This window comes from Paraburkholderia sp. GW821-FHT02A12 (assembly GCF_059422005.1).
The window spans coordinates 2,547,196-2,559,793 of the sequence record NZ_JBWKWA010000001.1 but is presented as its reverse complement, the minus strand read 5'-3'; the positions used below and the strand labels follow the sequence as shown (position 1 = coordinate 2,559,793).

At 63.2% G+C, this 12,598-nt stretch carries 15 protein-coding genes and 3 pseudogenes; 10 read left to right on the top strand and 8 right to left on the bottom strand.

What is annotated here, in order from left to right:
• Positions 1-64 precede the first annotated feature (64 nt).
• Both rlmB and rpiA read left to right on the top strand, forming a co-directional pair.
• Positions 65-808 carry a 23S rRNA (guanosine(2251)-2'-O)-methyltransferase RlmB gene (rlmB, locus tag AC07WT_RS11610; protein WP_494947187.1) on the top strand — a complete coding sequence of 248 codons (744 nt, stop codon included), beginning with the start codon at positions 65-67 and terminating at the stop codon, positions 806-808.
• A 175-nt stretch (positions 809-983) separates the two neighbouring features.
• Positions 984-1,679, top strand: coding sequence for a ribose-5-phosphate isomerase RpiA (gene rpiA / locus AC07WT_RS11605; RefSeq protein ID WP_494947186.1), 696 nt, complete (start codon positions 984-986; stop codon positions 1,677-1,679).
• 39 nt (positions 1,680-1,718) lie between these two features.
• Here the strand turns inward: rpiA and AC07WT_RS11600 are convergent, their stop codons facing one another.
• On the bottom strand, positions 1,719-1,847 hold the full coding sequence (locus AC07WT_RS11600) for a hypothetical protein (protein WP_494947185.1): 129 nt from the start codon (positions 1,845-1,847) through the stop codon (positions 1,719-1,721).
• Between the two features lie 352 nt (positions 1,848-2,199).
• On the opposite strand from AC07WT_RS11600, the gene AC07WT_RS11595 reads away from it, so the two are divergent.
• The 3 genes from AC07WT_RS11595 to AC07WT_RS11585 are packed head-to-tail and all read left to right on the top strand — an operon-like array spanning position 2,200 to position 3,940.
• A complete protein-coding gene (locus AC07WT_RS11595) occupies positions 2,200-3,345 on the top strand; it encodes a glycosyltransferase family 4 protein (RefSeq protein ID WP_494947184.1) in 1,146 nt (381 codons plus the stop codon).
• Positions 3,279-3,521 carry a type II toxin-antitoxin system HigB family toxin gene (locus AC07WT_RS11590; protein ID WP_494947183.1) on the top strand — a complete coding sequence of 81 codons (243 nt, stop codon included), beginning with the start codon at positions 3,279-3,281 and terminating at the stop codon, positions 3,519-3,521. Before AC07WT_RS11595 ends, AC07WT_RS11590 begins: the two co-directional genes overlap by 67 nt.
• Complete coding sequence (locus tag AC07WT_RS11585) at positions 3,518-3,940, top strand: helix-turn-helix domain-containing protein (protein WP_492591671.1); 423 nt, start codon at positions 3,518-3,520, stop codon at positions 3,938-3,940. The genes AC07WT_RS11590 and AC07WT_RS11585 overlap by 4 nt, the downstream gene beginning before the upstream one ends.
• 100 nt (positions 3,941-4,040) lie before the next feature.
• Here the strand turns inward: AC07WT_RS11585 and AC07WT_RS11580 are convergent.
• The 4 genes and pseudogenes from AC07WT_RS11580 to AC07WT_RS11565 all read right to left on the bottom strand — a co-directional run bounded on the left by AC07WT_RS11580 (position 4,041) and on the right by AC07WT_RS11565 (position 6,228).
• A pseudogene (locus AC07WT_RS11580) lies at positions 4,041-4,974 on the bottom strand (glycosyltransferase family 2 protein).
• Positions 4,975-4,997: 23 nt separating this feature from the next.
• Positions 4,998-5,183: pseudogene (locus tag AC07WT_RS11575) on the bottom strand (sugar transferase); the annotation flags it as partial.
• A 96-nt stretch (positions 5,184-5,279) separates the two neighbouring features.
• Entirely contained in the window at positions 5,280-5,459 is a 180-nt protein-coding gene (locus AC07WT_RS11570; protein WP_492591556.1) for a hypothetical protein, read from the bottom strand.
• A gap of 34 nt (positions 5,460-5,493) precedes the next feature.
• The gene (locus AC07WT_RS11565) at positions 5,494-6,228 is read right to left on the bottom strand and encodes a Crp/Fnr family transcriptional regulator (RefSeq protein ID WP_006048767.1); all 735 of its coding nucleotides are present in this window, start codon (positions 6,226-6,228) and stop codon (positions 5,494-5,496) included.
• A gap of 226 nt (positions 6,229-6,454) precedes the next feature.
• On the opposite strand from AC07WT_RS11565, the gene AC07WT_RS11560 reads away from it, so the two are divergent.
• On the top strand, positions 6,455-6,685 hold the full coding sequence (locus tag AC07WT_RS11560) for a hypothetical protein (protein WP_494948466.1): 231 nt from the start codon (positions 6,455-6,457) through the stop codon (positions 6,683-6,685).
• Between the two features lie 372 nt (positions 6,686-7,057).
• Here the strand turns inward: AC07WT_RS11560 and AC07WT_RS11555 are convergent, their stop codons facing one another.
• Entirely contained in the window at positions 7,058-7,255 is a 198-nt protein-coding gene (locus tag AC07WT_RS11555; RefSeq protein WP_494948465.1) for a hypothetical protein, read from the bottom strand.
• A gap of 116 nt (positions 7,256-7,371) precedes the next feature.
• Here AC07WT_RS11555 and AC07WT_RS11550 point away from each other — a divergent pair.
• The 4 genes and pseudogenes from AC07WT_RS11550 to lepB all read left to right on the top strand — a co-directional run.
• Positions 7,372-7,686: pseudogene (locus tag AC07WT_RS11550) on the top strand (flavin reductase family protein); the annotation flags it as partial.
• Positions 7,687-8,045: 359 nt separating this feature from the next.
• The gene (locus AC07WT_RS11545; RefSeq protein ID WP_492591554.1) at positions 8,046-8,765 is read left to right on the top strand and encodes a FadR/GntR family transcriptional regulator; all 720 of its coding nucleotides are present in this window, start codon (positions 8,046-8,048) and stop codon (positions 8,763-8,765) included.
• A 175-nt stretch (positions 8,766-8,940) separates the two neighbouring features.
• The gene (locus AC07WT_RS11540; RefSeq protein WP_494947182.1) at positions 8,941-9,930 is read left to right on the top strand and encodes a Gfo/Idh/MocA family protein; all 990 of its coding nucleotides are present in this window, start codon (positions 8,941-8,943) and stop codon (positions 9,928-9,930) included.
• 193 nt (positions 9,931-10,123) lie between these two features.
• On the top strand, positions 10,124-10,822 hold the full coding sequence (gene lepB, locus AC07WT_RS11535; protein WP_494947181.1) for a signal peptidase I: 699 nt from the start codon (positions 10,124-10,126) through the stop codon (positions 10,820-10,822).
• Between the two features lie 42 nt (positions 10,823-10,864).
• Here the strand turns inward: lepB and AC07WT_RS11530 are convergent, their stop codons facing one another.
• Positions 10,865-11,524 carry an amino acid ABC transporter permease gene (locus AC07WT_RS11530; RefSeq protein WP_492591551.1) on the bottom strand — a complete coding sequence of 220 codons (660 nt, stop codon included), beginning with the start codon at positions 11,522-11,524 and terminating at the stop codon, positions 10,865-10,867.
• A gap of 152 nt (positions 11,525-11,676) precedes the next feature.
• Positions 11,677-12,474, bottom strand: a complete 798-nt coding sequence (locus AC07WT_RS11525; RefSeq protein WP_492591550.1) for a cystine ABC transporter substrate-binding protein — start codon at positions 12,472-12,474, stop codon at positions 11,677-11,679.
• Between the last annotated feature and the right edge of the window lie 124 nt (positions 12,475-12,598).

Below are 12,598 nucleotides of genomic sequence, written 5' to 3'. Positions count from 1 at the left end.
TCAAAGTCGTATTCATCACAGCAGCGCGCATGAAAGGCGCGCTCAATCAAAGGTTGTTTCAGTCATGGCACGTCTCAAGGTTCTATACGGTTTCCACGCAGTGACCGCGCGTATGCGGCACGACGCGTCGACGGTCGAAGAGGTTTATTACGACCAGACGCGCAAAGACCGTCGCATGACCGAATTCCTGCACGCGGCGAAGGAAGCCGGCGTGCGTCTGATCGCCGCCGATGAAACGCGTCTGTGGGGCCTCGCGCATACCGAGCGCCACCAGGGCGTGGTCGCACGCGCGAGCGACATGCCGCTCGCGCAGAACCTGGCCGAACTGCTCGACGGCATCAACGGTTCGCCGTTGATTCTCGTGCTGGACGGCGTGACCGATCCGCATAATCTGGGCGCCTGCTTGCGCGTCGCCGATGCCGCTGGCGCGCACGCGGTGATCGCGCCGCGCGATCGCGCGGTGGGTTTGAACGCGACGGCCGCCAAGGTGGCGAGCGGCGCGGCCGATACGGTGCCTTACATCACCGTCACGAATCTGGCGCGCTCTCTGCGCGAATTGAAGGACGCGGGCGTGTGGGTGGTCGGCACGGCCGGCGAGGCGACCCAGAGCCTCTACGAGACGGAACTGGACGGTCCGGTCGCTCTCGTGATGGGTGCCGAAGGCGAGGGCATGCGGCGCCTCACGCGCGATACCTGCGACGTGGTCATGCAGATTCCGATGGCCGGTACGGTCGAGAGCCTGAACGTCTCCGTGGCGAGCGGCGTGTGCCTGTTCGAAGCGGTGCGTCAGCGGTCCGTCAAGAAGTAGACTGAAGAGGCGTCGAGCCGGCTTCGGCGCAAAGCCGCGGGTTCGACGCCCCCATCTCCCATCAACCGCCAGTACCAGGCTGCCTCGCCGCTTCGCCGCGCATCTGCCCGATAAATCCGGCGCCCGCATGCCACTCCGGTAAACTTGGCGTTTTTACTGCTCGCCTGCCTTTCCCATGACTCAAGACGAACTCAAGCAACTGGTCGGCCAGGCCGCCGCCGACTACGTGAACGCCAACGTGCCCGAAGGCGCGGTGATCGGCGTCGGCACCGGCTCCACCGCGAACTGTTTCATCGACGCGCTGGCCGTCGACAAGACCCGTTATCGTGGCGCGGTGTCGAGCTCGCTCGCCACCACCGCGCGCCTGCAATCGCATGGCTTCAAGGTGCTCGACCTGAACGAAATCGATTTGCTGCCGGTATACGTGGACGGCGCCGACGAAATCGACCGCAGCGGCGCGATGATCAAGGGCGGCGGCGGCGCGCTGACGCGCGAGAAAGTCGTCGCGTCGGTGTCGGACGTGTTCGTCTGCATCGCCGATGCCAGCAAGCTGGTCGACACGCTCGGCAACTTCCCGCTGCCGATCGAAGTCGTGCCGATGGCGCGCACCGCGATCGGCCGCCGCGTCACGGCGCTCGGCGGCGTGCCGGTGGTGCGCGTCACGAAAGAAGGCGTGCCGTTCATCACCGACAACGGCAACGAGATTCTCGACGTCAAAGGTCTGCGGATCAGCGATCCGCGCACGCTGGAAATGCACATCAACGCATGGCCGGGCGTGGTGACGGTGGGTCTCTTCGCCGGCCGCGGCGCGGATCTGTGCCTGCTCGGCACCGATACCGGCGTCGAGACGATCGAGTACCGCAAGGGTTAAGCAAGACCACCGTTATGCAGCCGCGCGCCTGAACTGGTTTTAGCGCGCGGCCTGTGCGATGGCCTGCGTCATCCGTTGCAGATACTGCTCGACCGAAAACTCGTGTTGCGCATCGGCGAGCGCCTGCTTCGCGAGGCGCTGCGCCAGTGCCGGCTCGGCGCGCAACACGCCGGTTGCAACAGCGCGAATTCAGTGCCGCCGAGCTGGCCGCTCTGATCGACGAATAGCACGCTCGGCATCGCGAGCGCTGTGGATGCCACGGGTGTTGACGGTGTCGCGGGCGTATCGGGCAAGGCTGCCTGAACGAGCGGCAATGAATGGGTGAGCGGAGAGACGTCGATCGTCGGTCGAATAGGAAGGCGAATTAATTGAGCGTGTCTGCTTCGCAGGAGGCGAATGGCGAGTCTTAATTATTCGCGGACTGTCGCGCGTCGAATGTGGTCATGCGCACGCACGGCCAACGATGCGCCACCTACACTCGATCCTATGGACATGGGCTGTTTCTATAGGTAACGAGACTATGAAAGTGGCGATCGTGCACGACTGGCTCGTCGCACGCGACGGCGCGGAAAAAGTGCTCGAACAGATCATCGCGTGCTTTCCCGATGCGGATCTTTTCAGCCTCGTCGACTTTCTCGAAGACCGCAGGCCGCTCGGCGGCAAACCCGTCACGACCTCGTTCATCCAGCGCCTGCCATTTGCGCAGCGCCGCTATCGCGCGTATCTGCCGCTGATGCCGCTCGCTATCGAACAGTTCGATCTGTCGATCTACGACCTCGTAATCACCAGTTCATATGCGGTAGCCAAAGGCGTGCTGGTCGGCCCCCATCAGACGCACGTGAGCTATGTGCATTCGCCGATGCGTTACGCGTGGGATCTGCAGCACCAGTATCTGCGCGAAGCGAAATTGACGCGCGGGCCGCGCTCGTGGGCCGCGCGTATGCTGCTGCATTATCTGCGCGGCTGGGATTCGCATTCGGCGAACGGCGTCGACCGGTTGATCGCCAATTCGCAGTTCGTCGCGCGCCGCATGATGAAAACCTATCGGCGCGATGCGGCAGTGATTCCGCCGCCCGTCGACGTGCACAAGTTCGAAATGCGCGCGCACAAAGAAGACTTCTATCTGAGCGCCTCGCGGATGGTGCCGTACAAGCGCATCGACTTGATCGTGGAAGCCTTTACCGCGACGCCGCACCGCAAGCTGGTCGTGATCGGCGACGGTCCGGAGATGGCGGCGATTCGCGCCAGGGCCGGTCCGAATGTGAGGATCCTCGGCAATCAGCCGTTCACGGTTCTCCGCGATCATATGCAGCGCGCGAGAGCTTTCGTGTTCGCCGCCGAAGAAGACTCCGGCATCGTCGTGCTCGAAGCGCAGGCATGCGGCACGCCGGTGATCGCGTTCGGCAAGGGCGGGGCGCTCGAAACGGTGGTGCCGATCGGCGAGGCGCATCCTACCGGAGTGCATTTCGCACGCCAAACGGTCGTGTCGGTACTCGACGCGATCGACCGCTTTGAACGCCAGTGTGAACAGATCACACCGGCGGCGTGCCGTGCGAATGCCGAGCGTTTTTCGGCTGCGGTGTTCCGGCGCGCCTTCATGTGCGAAGTGACGCGCACAATCGCGGCGGCGGGCGAGCTTGCCTCGCGTATGGCTATAACGACCTGAAGCAGACGTTCGCCGGCGTGGACTACGTGCCGCCGCAATACACAGTGTTCGATGTGGGCGGCAACCGTTACCGGATCGTCGCGGCGATTCACTACAACAGGAAGTCGTTATTCGTTCGTCACGTATTGACGCATGCGGAATACGACCTTTGGACGAGGAAGAATTTAAAGTCATGAATGCCGATCGCCTCCCGGGATCTTTTCCCGACATCGCTCAGACCTGGGCTGCGCTGCAAAGCCAGTTGTCTCTCACACCCATTCGCAGCGAGCAGGATTATCAGAAGATGGTCCGGCTGGCCAACTCTCTCTCCGACCATCTGAACGGCAACGAAGAAGATCCGCTTGCCGATCTGTTTGCGATCGTCACCGACCTGATCGGGAACTGGGAAACCAGCAACGTGACGATCCCGAAAGCGGAGCCGCGCGAGGTGCTGCGGCATCTGCTCGAAACGCATGGACTCAAGCAAAAGGATCTGATGGGGATCGCATCGCCCACTGTGGTCAGCGATATTCTCGCGGGCCGCCGCGCCATCAGCAAGAAGGTCGCGAAGGCGCTGGCGGTGCGTTTTCATACCGACGTCAGCGCGTTTCTTTAAGGACGGCGTAGCGAGCACCAGCCTCGCTTGCGTTTCGTCCGAACTGAAACGCGTGCCTATTCATTTGGTGGTCCCTCGCGTGAAGCGATGCGCTGATCGGTCAGCGTGCCGCCTCCTGCCATGCCTCGCGCATTGCGCGTAAACCAACCCGCCATTTGCGAAACGCGAGTGCCGCGCCGCCGCTCCCGAATGCCAGCGACAATGCGCGCAGGAACCCCGGGTCCGCGCGATCGCCGATCAGCGTCGAGTAAGCGACGAACGCCCATCGGCCAGGTGGGCTCAGGTATTCGCACATGATGAGTCGGAGATTGAATGACGCGTTATAGAAAGCCGCGTCGTTGAAGGCGTAGCGCTGGTCTTCGTCGCTGCGCTGGGCCGGGAAATGCTGCCACCAGCAGCGACGGGTCGTAGATCAGGGCCCAGCCGCGCCGTTGCACGTCGAGGCTGAAGGCCATTTCGCAGTGCACCTGCGCGCCGGTGCCGCGCAAACGCCGGTCGAAGCGAAGCGAGCCGATCGCTTCGCGGCGAAACGCCATGTTCACGCCCTTGAGCACCTGCACCTCGCGGGCCGCGCCATGGCCGATATGGTGATTGCCGATCGCGCGGCCATACCAGCGCACCAGTCCCACGCACGGCTTCTGCCCCTGCAGAATGCCGTTGCGTTCATCCACGATGTCGCGTCCGCCCAAGCCCCCGAGCGAGGCGTCGTTTTCGAACGCGGCGGCGATCCGCTCGATCCAGTCGGGATGCGGCGCGGCGTCGTCGTCGGTGAAGCAGAGCACGTCGCCGCTGGCGCTTTCCAGCCCCAGGTTGTAGGCGGCCACCACGCCGGGCGTGCGCACCAGTACGATCCACAAGCGCGCGTCGGGCCGTCTCGCTGCGCGGGTGCGCAGCCAGTCGAGCGTCGCGTGGTCGTCGTGACGCGCGATCACGAGCACCTCGTCGGCGCGGCGCCGCTGCGCATCGAGTGCCGCGAGGCAGCGCGCCAGATCGGCGGGGCGCCGGTAGGTTGGCACGATCACGGAGACTTTCACGAGCGCTTCCCGAGGTGGCGTGTTCAAAATGCGTTGCGGTTGACAAAGCCTTTGAAGACCGTGATGAACACGATCTTCATGTCGAACCAGAACGACCAGTTGTGGATGTAGAAAAGATCGAACTGGACGCGCGTCTCCATCTTTTCGACCTTGGTGGTGGCGCCGCGATAGCCGTTCACCTGGGCCCAGCCGGTGATGCCCGGCTTGATCCCTTCGGCGCCCGTGTCGAACATGCAGACTGGTTTGAAACCGGCTTGCGGTGCGTGTTCGAGATGCGCGAGCATGGCCGGCAGCGCTTTGCCGCGTCACGTTTCATACACGCCGAAGCCGGGAAACAGCAGCAGCACGAGCACGCAGTTGAAGGCGATCAGGAGACGCTCGGTGTCCGTCAACGCAATCGGCGTCGAAAAGCGCATCCAGTGAGCGAGCAGGCCGCCCGCAATCACAAAGAGTGTGTCGAGACATCGAGCAGTATTCCTGAACATATTGGTTAGCCCGGTAATCTGACAGGTACGGCGCTTACTCGACGGTTTCAGCCTGGCGCAGACGCGGCAGAAGGCGGTCGAACTCACGCTTGACGAGGCCGTAGCATTCGCAGGCGCGCGCTTCGAGACCCTTGCGGTCGAGCACCTTGATATGGCCGCGGCTGTGATGAATCAAACCCTCGTCGTGCAGCTTGCCGGCCGCTTCGGTGATGCCTTCGCGGCGCACGCCGAGCATGTCGGCGATCAGTTGCTGGGTGACCGTCAGATCATTCGACGCGACTCTGTCCACTTCGATCAGCAGCCACCGGCACAGCTGCTTGTTCAGCGCGTGGTGGCGATTGCAGGCCGCCGTTTGCGCGACCTGCGTGAGCAGGGCGTGCATGTACAGCAGCATCAGGCGGCGCAGGAAGTCGGAGCGGGCGAATTGCTGCTTGAGCGCCTGTGCGCTCATCCGGTAGGCGAAACCGGCGCATTGCACCTGCACCCGGTTCGGCATGGTTTCGCCGCCCGTGAGCACCGGCACGCCGGTCATGCCTTCGCGGCCGACCGCGGCGATCTCGACCGAGCTGCCGTCTTCCATCGTCGAGAGCATCGAGATGATGGCGGTGGTCGGGAAGTAGACGTGATGGATGCGCTGGCCGGAGTCGCACAGCAACTGCTCGGTGCGCAGATGGACCAGTTCGAGGTGAGGAGCAAGCGCTTGCCATTCGTGGGACGGCAAGGCGCCGAGCAAATGGTTGCCATGCAGGTCTGATTGAAGTGTCAACATGATCGGTCCTCGCTTGAAGCCACGCACTCGCGACTCCTTGTTTTTTGATCCGATGCCTGCATCCATTGAGACAACCGGCTGCCTGGCGGGCAGCGAAGGATGCGCAGGAACGGCCCCGTATGGCCTTGCGCGCCACCGCCGTTCTTGTAGATCTCGTGCGCGGCGGCGCCGTGTCGCGCTAGCTCTTTAGCGAGGAGCGTGCCAGCCCTGGGGGAAACGAGAACCGATGCGGCGCGGCGAAGCTGACCTTAACGGTGCGCGACGCGAAATGTGGCTTTTTGTTTCAAATCTGTACAGCGCGCCGGACCCGGACAATGCCACAGCTCAATCTCTTTATTCGGCACAAGTCCTTGATCGGATTGGATTAGCAGCCGCGGCGAGCGGTTCTCCGGAAGGCGCCACGGTGGCGAAACAGCCTTTGCAGGCGTGTTTCAGCGGGGCGTCCGAAATGTGCTGAAATTGATTCAGATGTGTTCCATACATTGCGTACGGTGTCGTGCGGATCGCCTTTTTGGCGGCGGGAAAGTCGCTGAAAAACCAACATTGGCGCGCGAAAACAAACAGACGAATGCGCGCGGTACAAGGCTTTACGCGCATTGCGAAGGGGAGTCTAGATCGTGGACGACAGTCAACCGTAGAACGTGGCGGAAATCGCATTGATCGCGCGCACCTCGCCGGCGGGTATCGCGCATGTTGCGTCAGGTTTAAACGCCGGGTTCGACGCCAGGGGCGACACCAGGTTCGATGCGTGCGCAACGAGTTGGACCGAGGGGATGAGCGGCACGGCAACCGGACGGTTCGGCGCCAGTTCGACCGCACGGAACGCGGTTCACCATGCGTATGCGGCCACCAGCGTTCGGCATGCGGCACGCGCACGCTGCCGGTCAGTGTGCAGGCATCGCGCCATTGCGCAGACGAAACAAACCCGCCGCAATTCAACGAGGCGCCGTGCACCGCGCACGGCCGGTGCGGTGGTGGCGGCTTCCTCGGGCATCGCCGAGGCAGCGTCCAGCAGCGGGGCGTTCATGCTGCCGCCTTCGCCTGATGCAGTTCGGCGACCGCGGCGGCCATCGAATCAATGCCGGAGAAGTGCGCCGTCTCACGGACTTCGCCGGTGGTTCGTTCAACCAGCAAAGTCCGGTAATGCACGAGCGGCTAATGGAGAGCGCGCTGTTCGGCGTCAGCGTGCTCTCCGACGCGCAGGAGCCGCACCGCCGGCACTTCGCCGGCGAGCCGCAGACCTGGCTCGCGCCCCGCTTCGCGCCGGTCGACGGCTTACCGGACGTGGTGTTGCTCGAACACGCGGCGGCCCGCTTCGCGGCGCGGATGGTGGACCGCCATCCATGCGGCGATCACACGCTGCTCGTCGGCGAAGTGCGGATGTTCTCACTGGATGAACACGAGCCGTTGATCTTTTTGGGCGGGCGTTACGCGTCGGTCGCAACGAGCGCCTGCTGAGCGGATCGTCGTTGCAGATTTGCTTAAATCCGTTCTTGCCTCGCGCATCTGCCTTGTCCGCACCCGTCGGATGTTGCGGATTCGCCTATTCGTCTCACTACGTGCGTCTTCGCACGATGCAAATTTGGCAACGCAGGCACGCTTGTGACGCAAGCTTATGGCCCGTCAAACCATGCTGCGTTACACGGACGAAACAATTCTTCAGAGGGATAACCCTGTCAGGAAGTGTCCCAACTGGCGCAACTGGTTTGAAGCTAGCAACGTATCGTAGAAGAATCAATACGCATATAAAAACGACACACGAGGGCTGCTTGATCAACAGGCTACGCGGGGGCAAACACCGCTTCGGGGAGAGTGTCATGGAACAGGCAAACAAGGATCGATCGCTGGTGAGCAAGGTCATGGACGGGCTCGTCACGGGCATCGTCGAAGAAAAATACGGCGCGATCCTGCCACCGCAGGATGTGCTGTCGAAGGAGTTCGACGTCAGTCGGACCGTGATGCGCGAGGCGCTCTCGATGCTGCTCGCGCGCGACATGCTGGACGTGCGGCCGAAGATCGGCACGCGCATCCGGCCGATGAGCGATTGGCGCATGATCGACGAGGACGTCGTGAACTGGCGCTTTCGCGCGAAGCCCGATCCGCTATTTCTGCGCGACGTGATCGAGTTTCGCATCCTGATCGAACCGCGCGCGTCGGCGCAGGCGGCCGCGCGCGGCAGTGCAGCCGACATCGCGGCGATTCGCGAGGCCTTCGAAGCGTTCCGTGCAATCCGCCCGGCGGAGTCCGGCTATCAGGATGCCGACGAGCTGTTTCATACGCGCATCGTCGTCGCCAGCGGCAATCAGTTCTTCAAGCAGATGGCGGCGATCATTCGCGGCGCGCTTTCCACCGTCAACTCCATCGTCAACCAGAAGGAAGGTTTCTGGGAGAAGGCCATCGACACGCATCAACGCGTGGTCGAGGCGATCGAACGGCGCGATCCGAAGGAAGCGGAACTCGCTTCGCTGGCGATGATCGACTTCTCCACGGACGAGATCGGCAGTACCTTTGCATCGATACCTCCGGTACGCGGCTGAGGGTGGCTGCTGCGGCGGCGCATCGGCCACTGTCTGATTCGATTGCCTGCGGGACCGGCGGGACTGTGTGTCAGATCGAGCGGCGCGGCGGCATGTCTACGCATAAGCGTGCGGCATGCGCGACAATAGCGCCTGTTCTGAACTGCACGGACTCGAACGAACGATGACAATCGCCATGGAACAAACCCCCGCGGGGAACGCCGTGATTCGCTGGGGGATCGTCGGGACGGGCCGCATCGCCCGTCGGTTCGCTCAAGGCCTCGCCCATGTACCGCAAGCGCAACTGACCGCGTTGTGGTCGCGCCGCGCCGGACCGGCCAGCGCCTTCGCCGGGGAATTCGGCGGCGAGGTCTGCGCGAGTTTCGACGCGCTGCTCGCAAGCGGCATCGACGCACTCTATATCGCCACCGTCCAGGACAGCCACGCGGAGTACGCGATCGCCGCGCTGCAAGCCGGTCTGCACGTGCTGTGCGAAAAGCCCGCCACCATCAACGCAGCACAGCTCGAACGCGTGCTGAGCGCCGCGCGGGCCGCGCAACGGCTGTTCATGGAGGCGATGAAGCCGCCGTTTTATCCGCTCTACAGAAAGTTGCGCGCGCATCTTGATGCCGAGCCGATCGGCGAGGTGGGTCTCGTGCGCGCCGGCTGTTCAGTGCCGGGCGTGCCGGACGATCATCCGTCGCTGTCGTTCGAGCATGCGGGTGGCGCGTTGCTCGACATCGGCATCTACGAGATGTTTCTGGCGGTCGACTGGCTCGGCGCACCGCGCGACGTGCAGACGCTCGGACGGCTCGGGACCACCGGCGTCGATACCTTTGCAAGCCTGAATAGCCAGCACGAGCGCGGCATCGCGCAGCTGTTTTGCGGCCTCGATCTGCACGGCAAGGGCGACGCGCTGCTGATGGCGAAGGGCGGCCACGTGACGATCCACGAACCGTGGTGGAACCCGTCGCGCGCGACGATCCGTTACGCCGACGGCCGCGTGGTCGAACTCGACGAGCCGTTCGAAGGCGGCGGTCTGAACTATGAGACCGCGCACTTCTGCGAACTGATTCGCGCCGGCCGCCTGGAAAGCCCGCTGATGCCGTACGCCACGTCGTTGCAGATGATCGCGATGGCCGACGCGGCGCGCGCGGCGTTGGGGCTCAGATTCGCCGGCGAATGATGCGCGCATGAGGGGCGCATGAATCGCGCACGAGTAGCGCACGAATCGCGCATGAGGGGCCGCCGGGTTGGCGGCGTTGCTGCCAGTGGCAGTGGTACGATTCGCAGCGGCCAGGCGGACTCGAACACAACGTGGTTGCTTGAGTGCCTGCACGGCCGCAGCTTTCGAACACCTTCCACCGGAGCCGCCTTCAATGCGCATGTTTGGAAAATTGTGGCGCGACAACAAAAGCCTCGTCGCATTTCTGTTCTTGATGGTGCTGTTCCGCAGTGCCGTGGCCGACTGGAACGTCGTGCCGAGCGGCTCGATGCTGCCGACGATTCGCGAAGGCGACCGGATCTTCGTCGACAAGATGGCCTACGATCTGCGCGTACCGTTGACCCACATCGCGATCGCGCATCTGCACGATCCACAGCGCGGCGATATCGTCACGATCGATTCGTCGTCGGCGCATGAGCTGATCGTCAAGCGCCTGATCGGTTTGCCCGGCGACCGCGTCGCGATGCGCGACAACGTGCTGTACGTGAACGGCGTGCGGGCCGATTATCGGCCGCTGCAACTCAAGCCGCTGCCGGGCGATGCCGCGTCCCCCGGCGACTATCTGACCGAACGCTTCGACGGCGTCGCGCATGCGGTGCGGCTCTCGCCCGAAGCGCCGAGTCCGCGCAACTCGTTCGGGCCGGTGGTGGTGCCGCAAGGCGAGTATCTGATGCTCGGCGACAATCGAGACGACAGCGCCGACTCGCGCTACTTCGGCTTCTTTCCGCGCAAGGAATTGATGGGCCGCACGCGTCACGTCGCGTTTTCGCTCGACCCGGATCACTTCTACCTGCCGCGTTTCGAACGCTTCGGCGCGTCGCTGGATGCTGCGTCGTCCGTCGCCAGCCGTTAAGCCAGCCAACGATCCAGCCAACGAGCGGCGAGGAATGGGTGCTCAGTGCCGCGACGGCAGCGCAAGGCGCCGTTCATACCGGCGCTGCACCCATTCCAGCACCTGGCACAGCACCCAGTAGACCGCGGCTGCCGCGAGATACAGCGGCAGCGGCTGATAGGTCGATGCAATGACCTCCTGCGCGCTGCGCAGCAGTTCGGTCACGGTGATCACCGACACCAGCGAGGTATCCTTGATCAGGCTGATCAAGCTGTTCGACAGGCTCGGCACGGCGATGCGCAAGGCCTGCGGCGCGATCACGTAGCGCAGCGTCTGCCGCCGCGACAGGCCGAGGCTGTAAGCGGCCAGCCACTGGCCCTTGTGAATGCCGAGAATCGCGCCGCGCATGCTTTCCGACAGATACGCCGCCACGTTCGCCGACAATGCGATCACGCCGGCCGGCGTCGGATCGAGCGAGATGCCGAGGCTCGGCAAACCGTAATAGATCACGAAGATCTGCACCAGCAGCGGCGTGCCGCGGAACACACTCACATAGACGCGCGCGCTCCAGTTCAGCACGCGGCTGTGGCTGATGCCCATCACCGCGAGCACGGCGGCGGCGACGAGGCCGAAGATCATCGACAGAACCGCGAACTTGACCGTCAGGACGGCGCCCTGTGCGAGCACAGGAAGCGATTGGACGAGCAGGGAAGTGGTGGACATGAGCGGTGGCGAAGGTCTGGTTGGCGCGGCAAAGCGCACATCATAAACTTTGGCGGAAGAGGCGAATGCCCCCGACTGAACCTGACGCGAACGATCAAAAAGCGAAGGGCGGCATCATTGACGATGCCGCCCTTCGTTTCATCAAACGCGCTTTACCGGATCGGCTTGCTGACGTCGATGCCGAACCATTTGTCTGAGATCTTCGTGAACGTGCCGTCCGCTTCGAGCTGGGTCATCGCGTCGTCGATCGCCTTGGCGAACTTCGGATTGCCCTTTTTGAACGGAATGCCCGACGGGTTGCCCGCGCCGACCGTGGCGCCCGTGCGCAGCGGCAACTGCGAATTCTTCATCAGATACGCGAGCATCAGGCGGTCGTTGAGCGCCGCGTCCAGACGGCCGGTGGCCAGATCGCGCAGATACTCGGGCGCGCCCGGATACGTTTTCACGTCGATGCCCGGCACCGACTTCGCCATATCCATGTAGTTCGTGCCGAGACCGACGCCGAGCTTCTTGCCCTTCAGATCGTCGAGCGACTTGAACTGGCGCGTGTCGTCCTTACGCTGGATCAGCTGCGCGGCCGAGTACGTATAAGCCGGCGAGAAGTCGAGCGCCTGCTTGCGGGCGTCCGTGATGCCGACCTGGTTGACGATCACGTCGAACTTGCCCGCCTGCAGACCGGCAATGATGCCGCTCCATTCGGTCGTGACGAATTCCGGCTTCACGCCGAGTTTCGCGGCGACGGCTCTCGCCACGTCGACGTCATAGCCGACCAGTTCGCCCGACGGCGCTTTCGAGTTGAACGGCGGGAAGGTGCCTTCGAGACCGACGCGCAGCGTGCCGCGTTGCTTGACCTGGTCGAGCAGGTCGTCCGCGTGGGCGGCGCTCACCGCGGTGAACGACGCGCCGATCAGGCCGGCCATGACGATCTTCTTCAGCAAGCCAGATTTCATCGTGTTCCTTTTATTCGATTGGCGTTTTAACAGACAAAAGCATAACAAAGCAGACTATCGAAACCTAAATACCGTTTGCTTATGTCTATATTATGGACGTGGACGTGGACGTGGACGTGGACGT

Excerpts from the sequence above, each read along its gene's own strand:
- rlmB (WP_494947187.1), top strand. The coding sequence starts at position 65 with ATGGCACGTCTCAAGGTTCTATACGGTTTCCACGCAGTGACCGCGCGT.
- rpiA (WP_494947186.1), top strand. The coding sequence starts at position 984 with ATGACTCAAGACGAACTCAAGCAACTGGTCGGCCAGGCCGCCGCCGAC.
- AC07WT_RS11595 (WP_494947184.1), top strand. The coding sequence starts at position 2,200 with ATGAAAGTGGCGATCGTGCACGACTGGCTCGTCGCACGCGACGGCGCG.
- AC07WT_RS11585 (WP_492591671.1), top strand. The coding sequence starts at position 3,518 with ATGAATGCCGATCGCCTCCCGGGATCTTTTCCCGACATCGCTCAGACC.
- AC07WT_RS11570 (WP_492591556.1), bottom strand. The coding sequence starts at position 5,459 with ATGTTCAGGAATACTGCTCGATGTCTCGACACACTCTTTGTGATTGCG.
- AC07WT_RS11565 (WP_006048767.1), bottom strand. The coding sequence starts at position 6,228 with ATGTTGACACTTCAATCAGACCTGCATGGCAACCATTTGCTCGGCGCC.
- AC07WT_RS11560 (WP_494948466.1), top strand. The coding sequence starts at position 6,455 with ATGCGGCGCGGCGAAGCTGACCTTAACGGTGCGCGACGCGAAATGTGG.
- AC07WT_RS11555 (WP_494948465.1), bottom strand. The coding sequence starts at position 7,255 with ATGAACGCCCCGCTGCTGGACGCTGCCTCGGCGATGCCCGAGGAAGCC.
- AC07WT_RS11545 (WP_492591554.1), top strand. The coding sequence starts at position 8,046 with ATGGAACAGGCAAACAAGGATCGATCGCTGGTGAGCAAGGTCATGGAC.
- AC07WT_RS11540 (WP_494947182.1), top strand. The coding sequence starts at position 8,941 with ATGGAACAAACCCCCGCGGGGAACGCCGTGATTCGCTGGGGGATCGTC.
- lepB (WP_494947181.1), top strand. The coding sequence starts at position 10,124 with ATGCGCATGTTTGGAAAATTGTGGCGCGACAACAAAAGCCTCGTCGCA.
- AC07WT_RS11530 (WP_492591551.1), bottom strand. The coding sequence starts at position 11,524 with ATGTCCACCACTTCCCTGCTCGTCCAATCGCTTCCTGTGCTCGCACAG.
- AC07WT_RS11525 (WP_492591550.1), bottom strand. The coding sequence starts at position 12,474 with ATGAAATCTGGCTTGCTGAAGAAGATCGTCATGGCCGGCCTGATCGGC.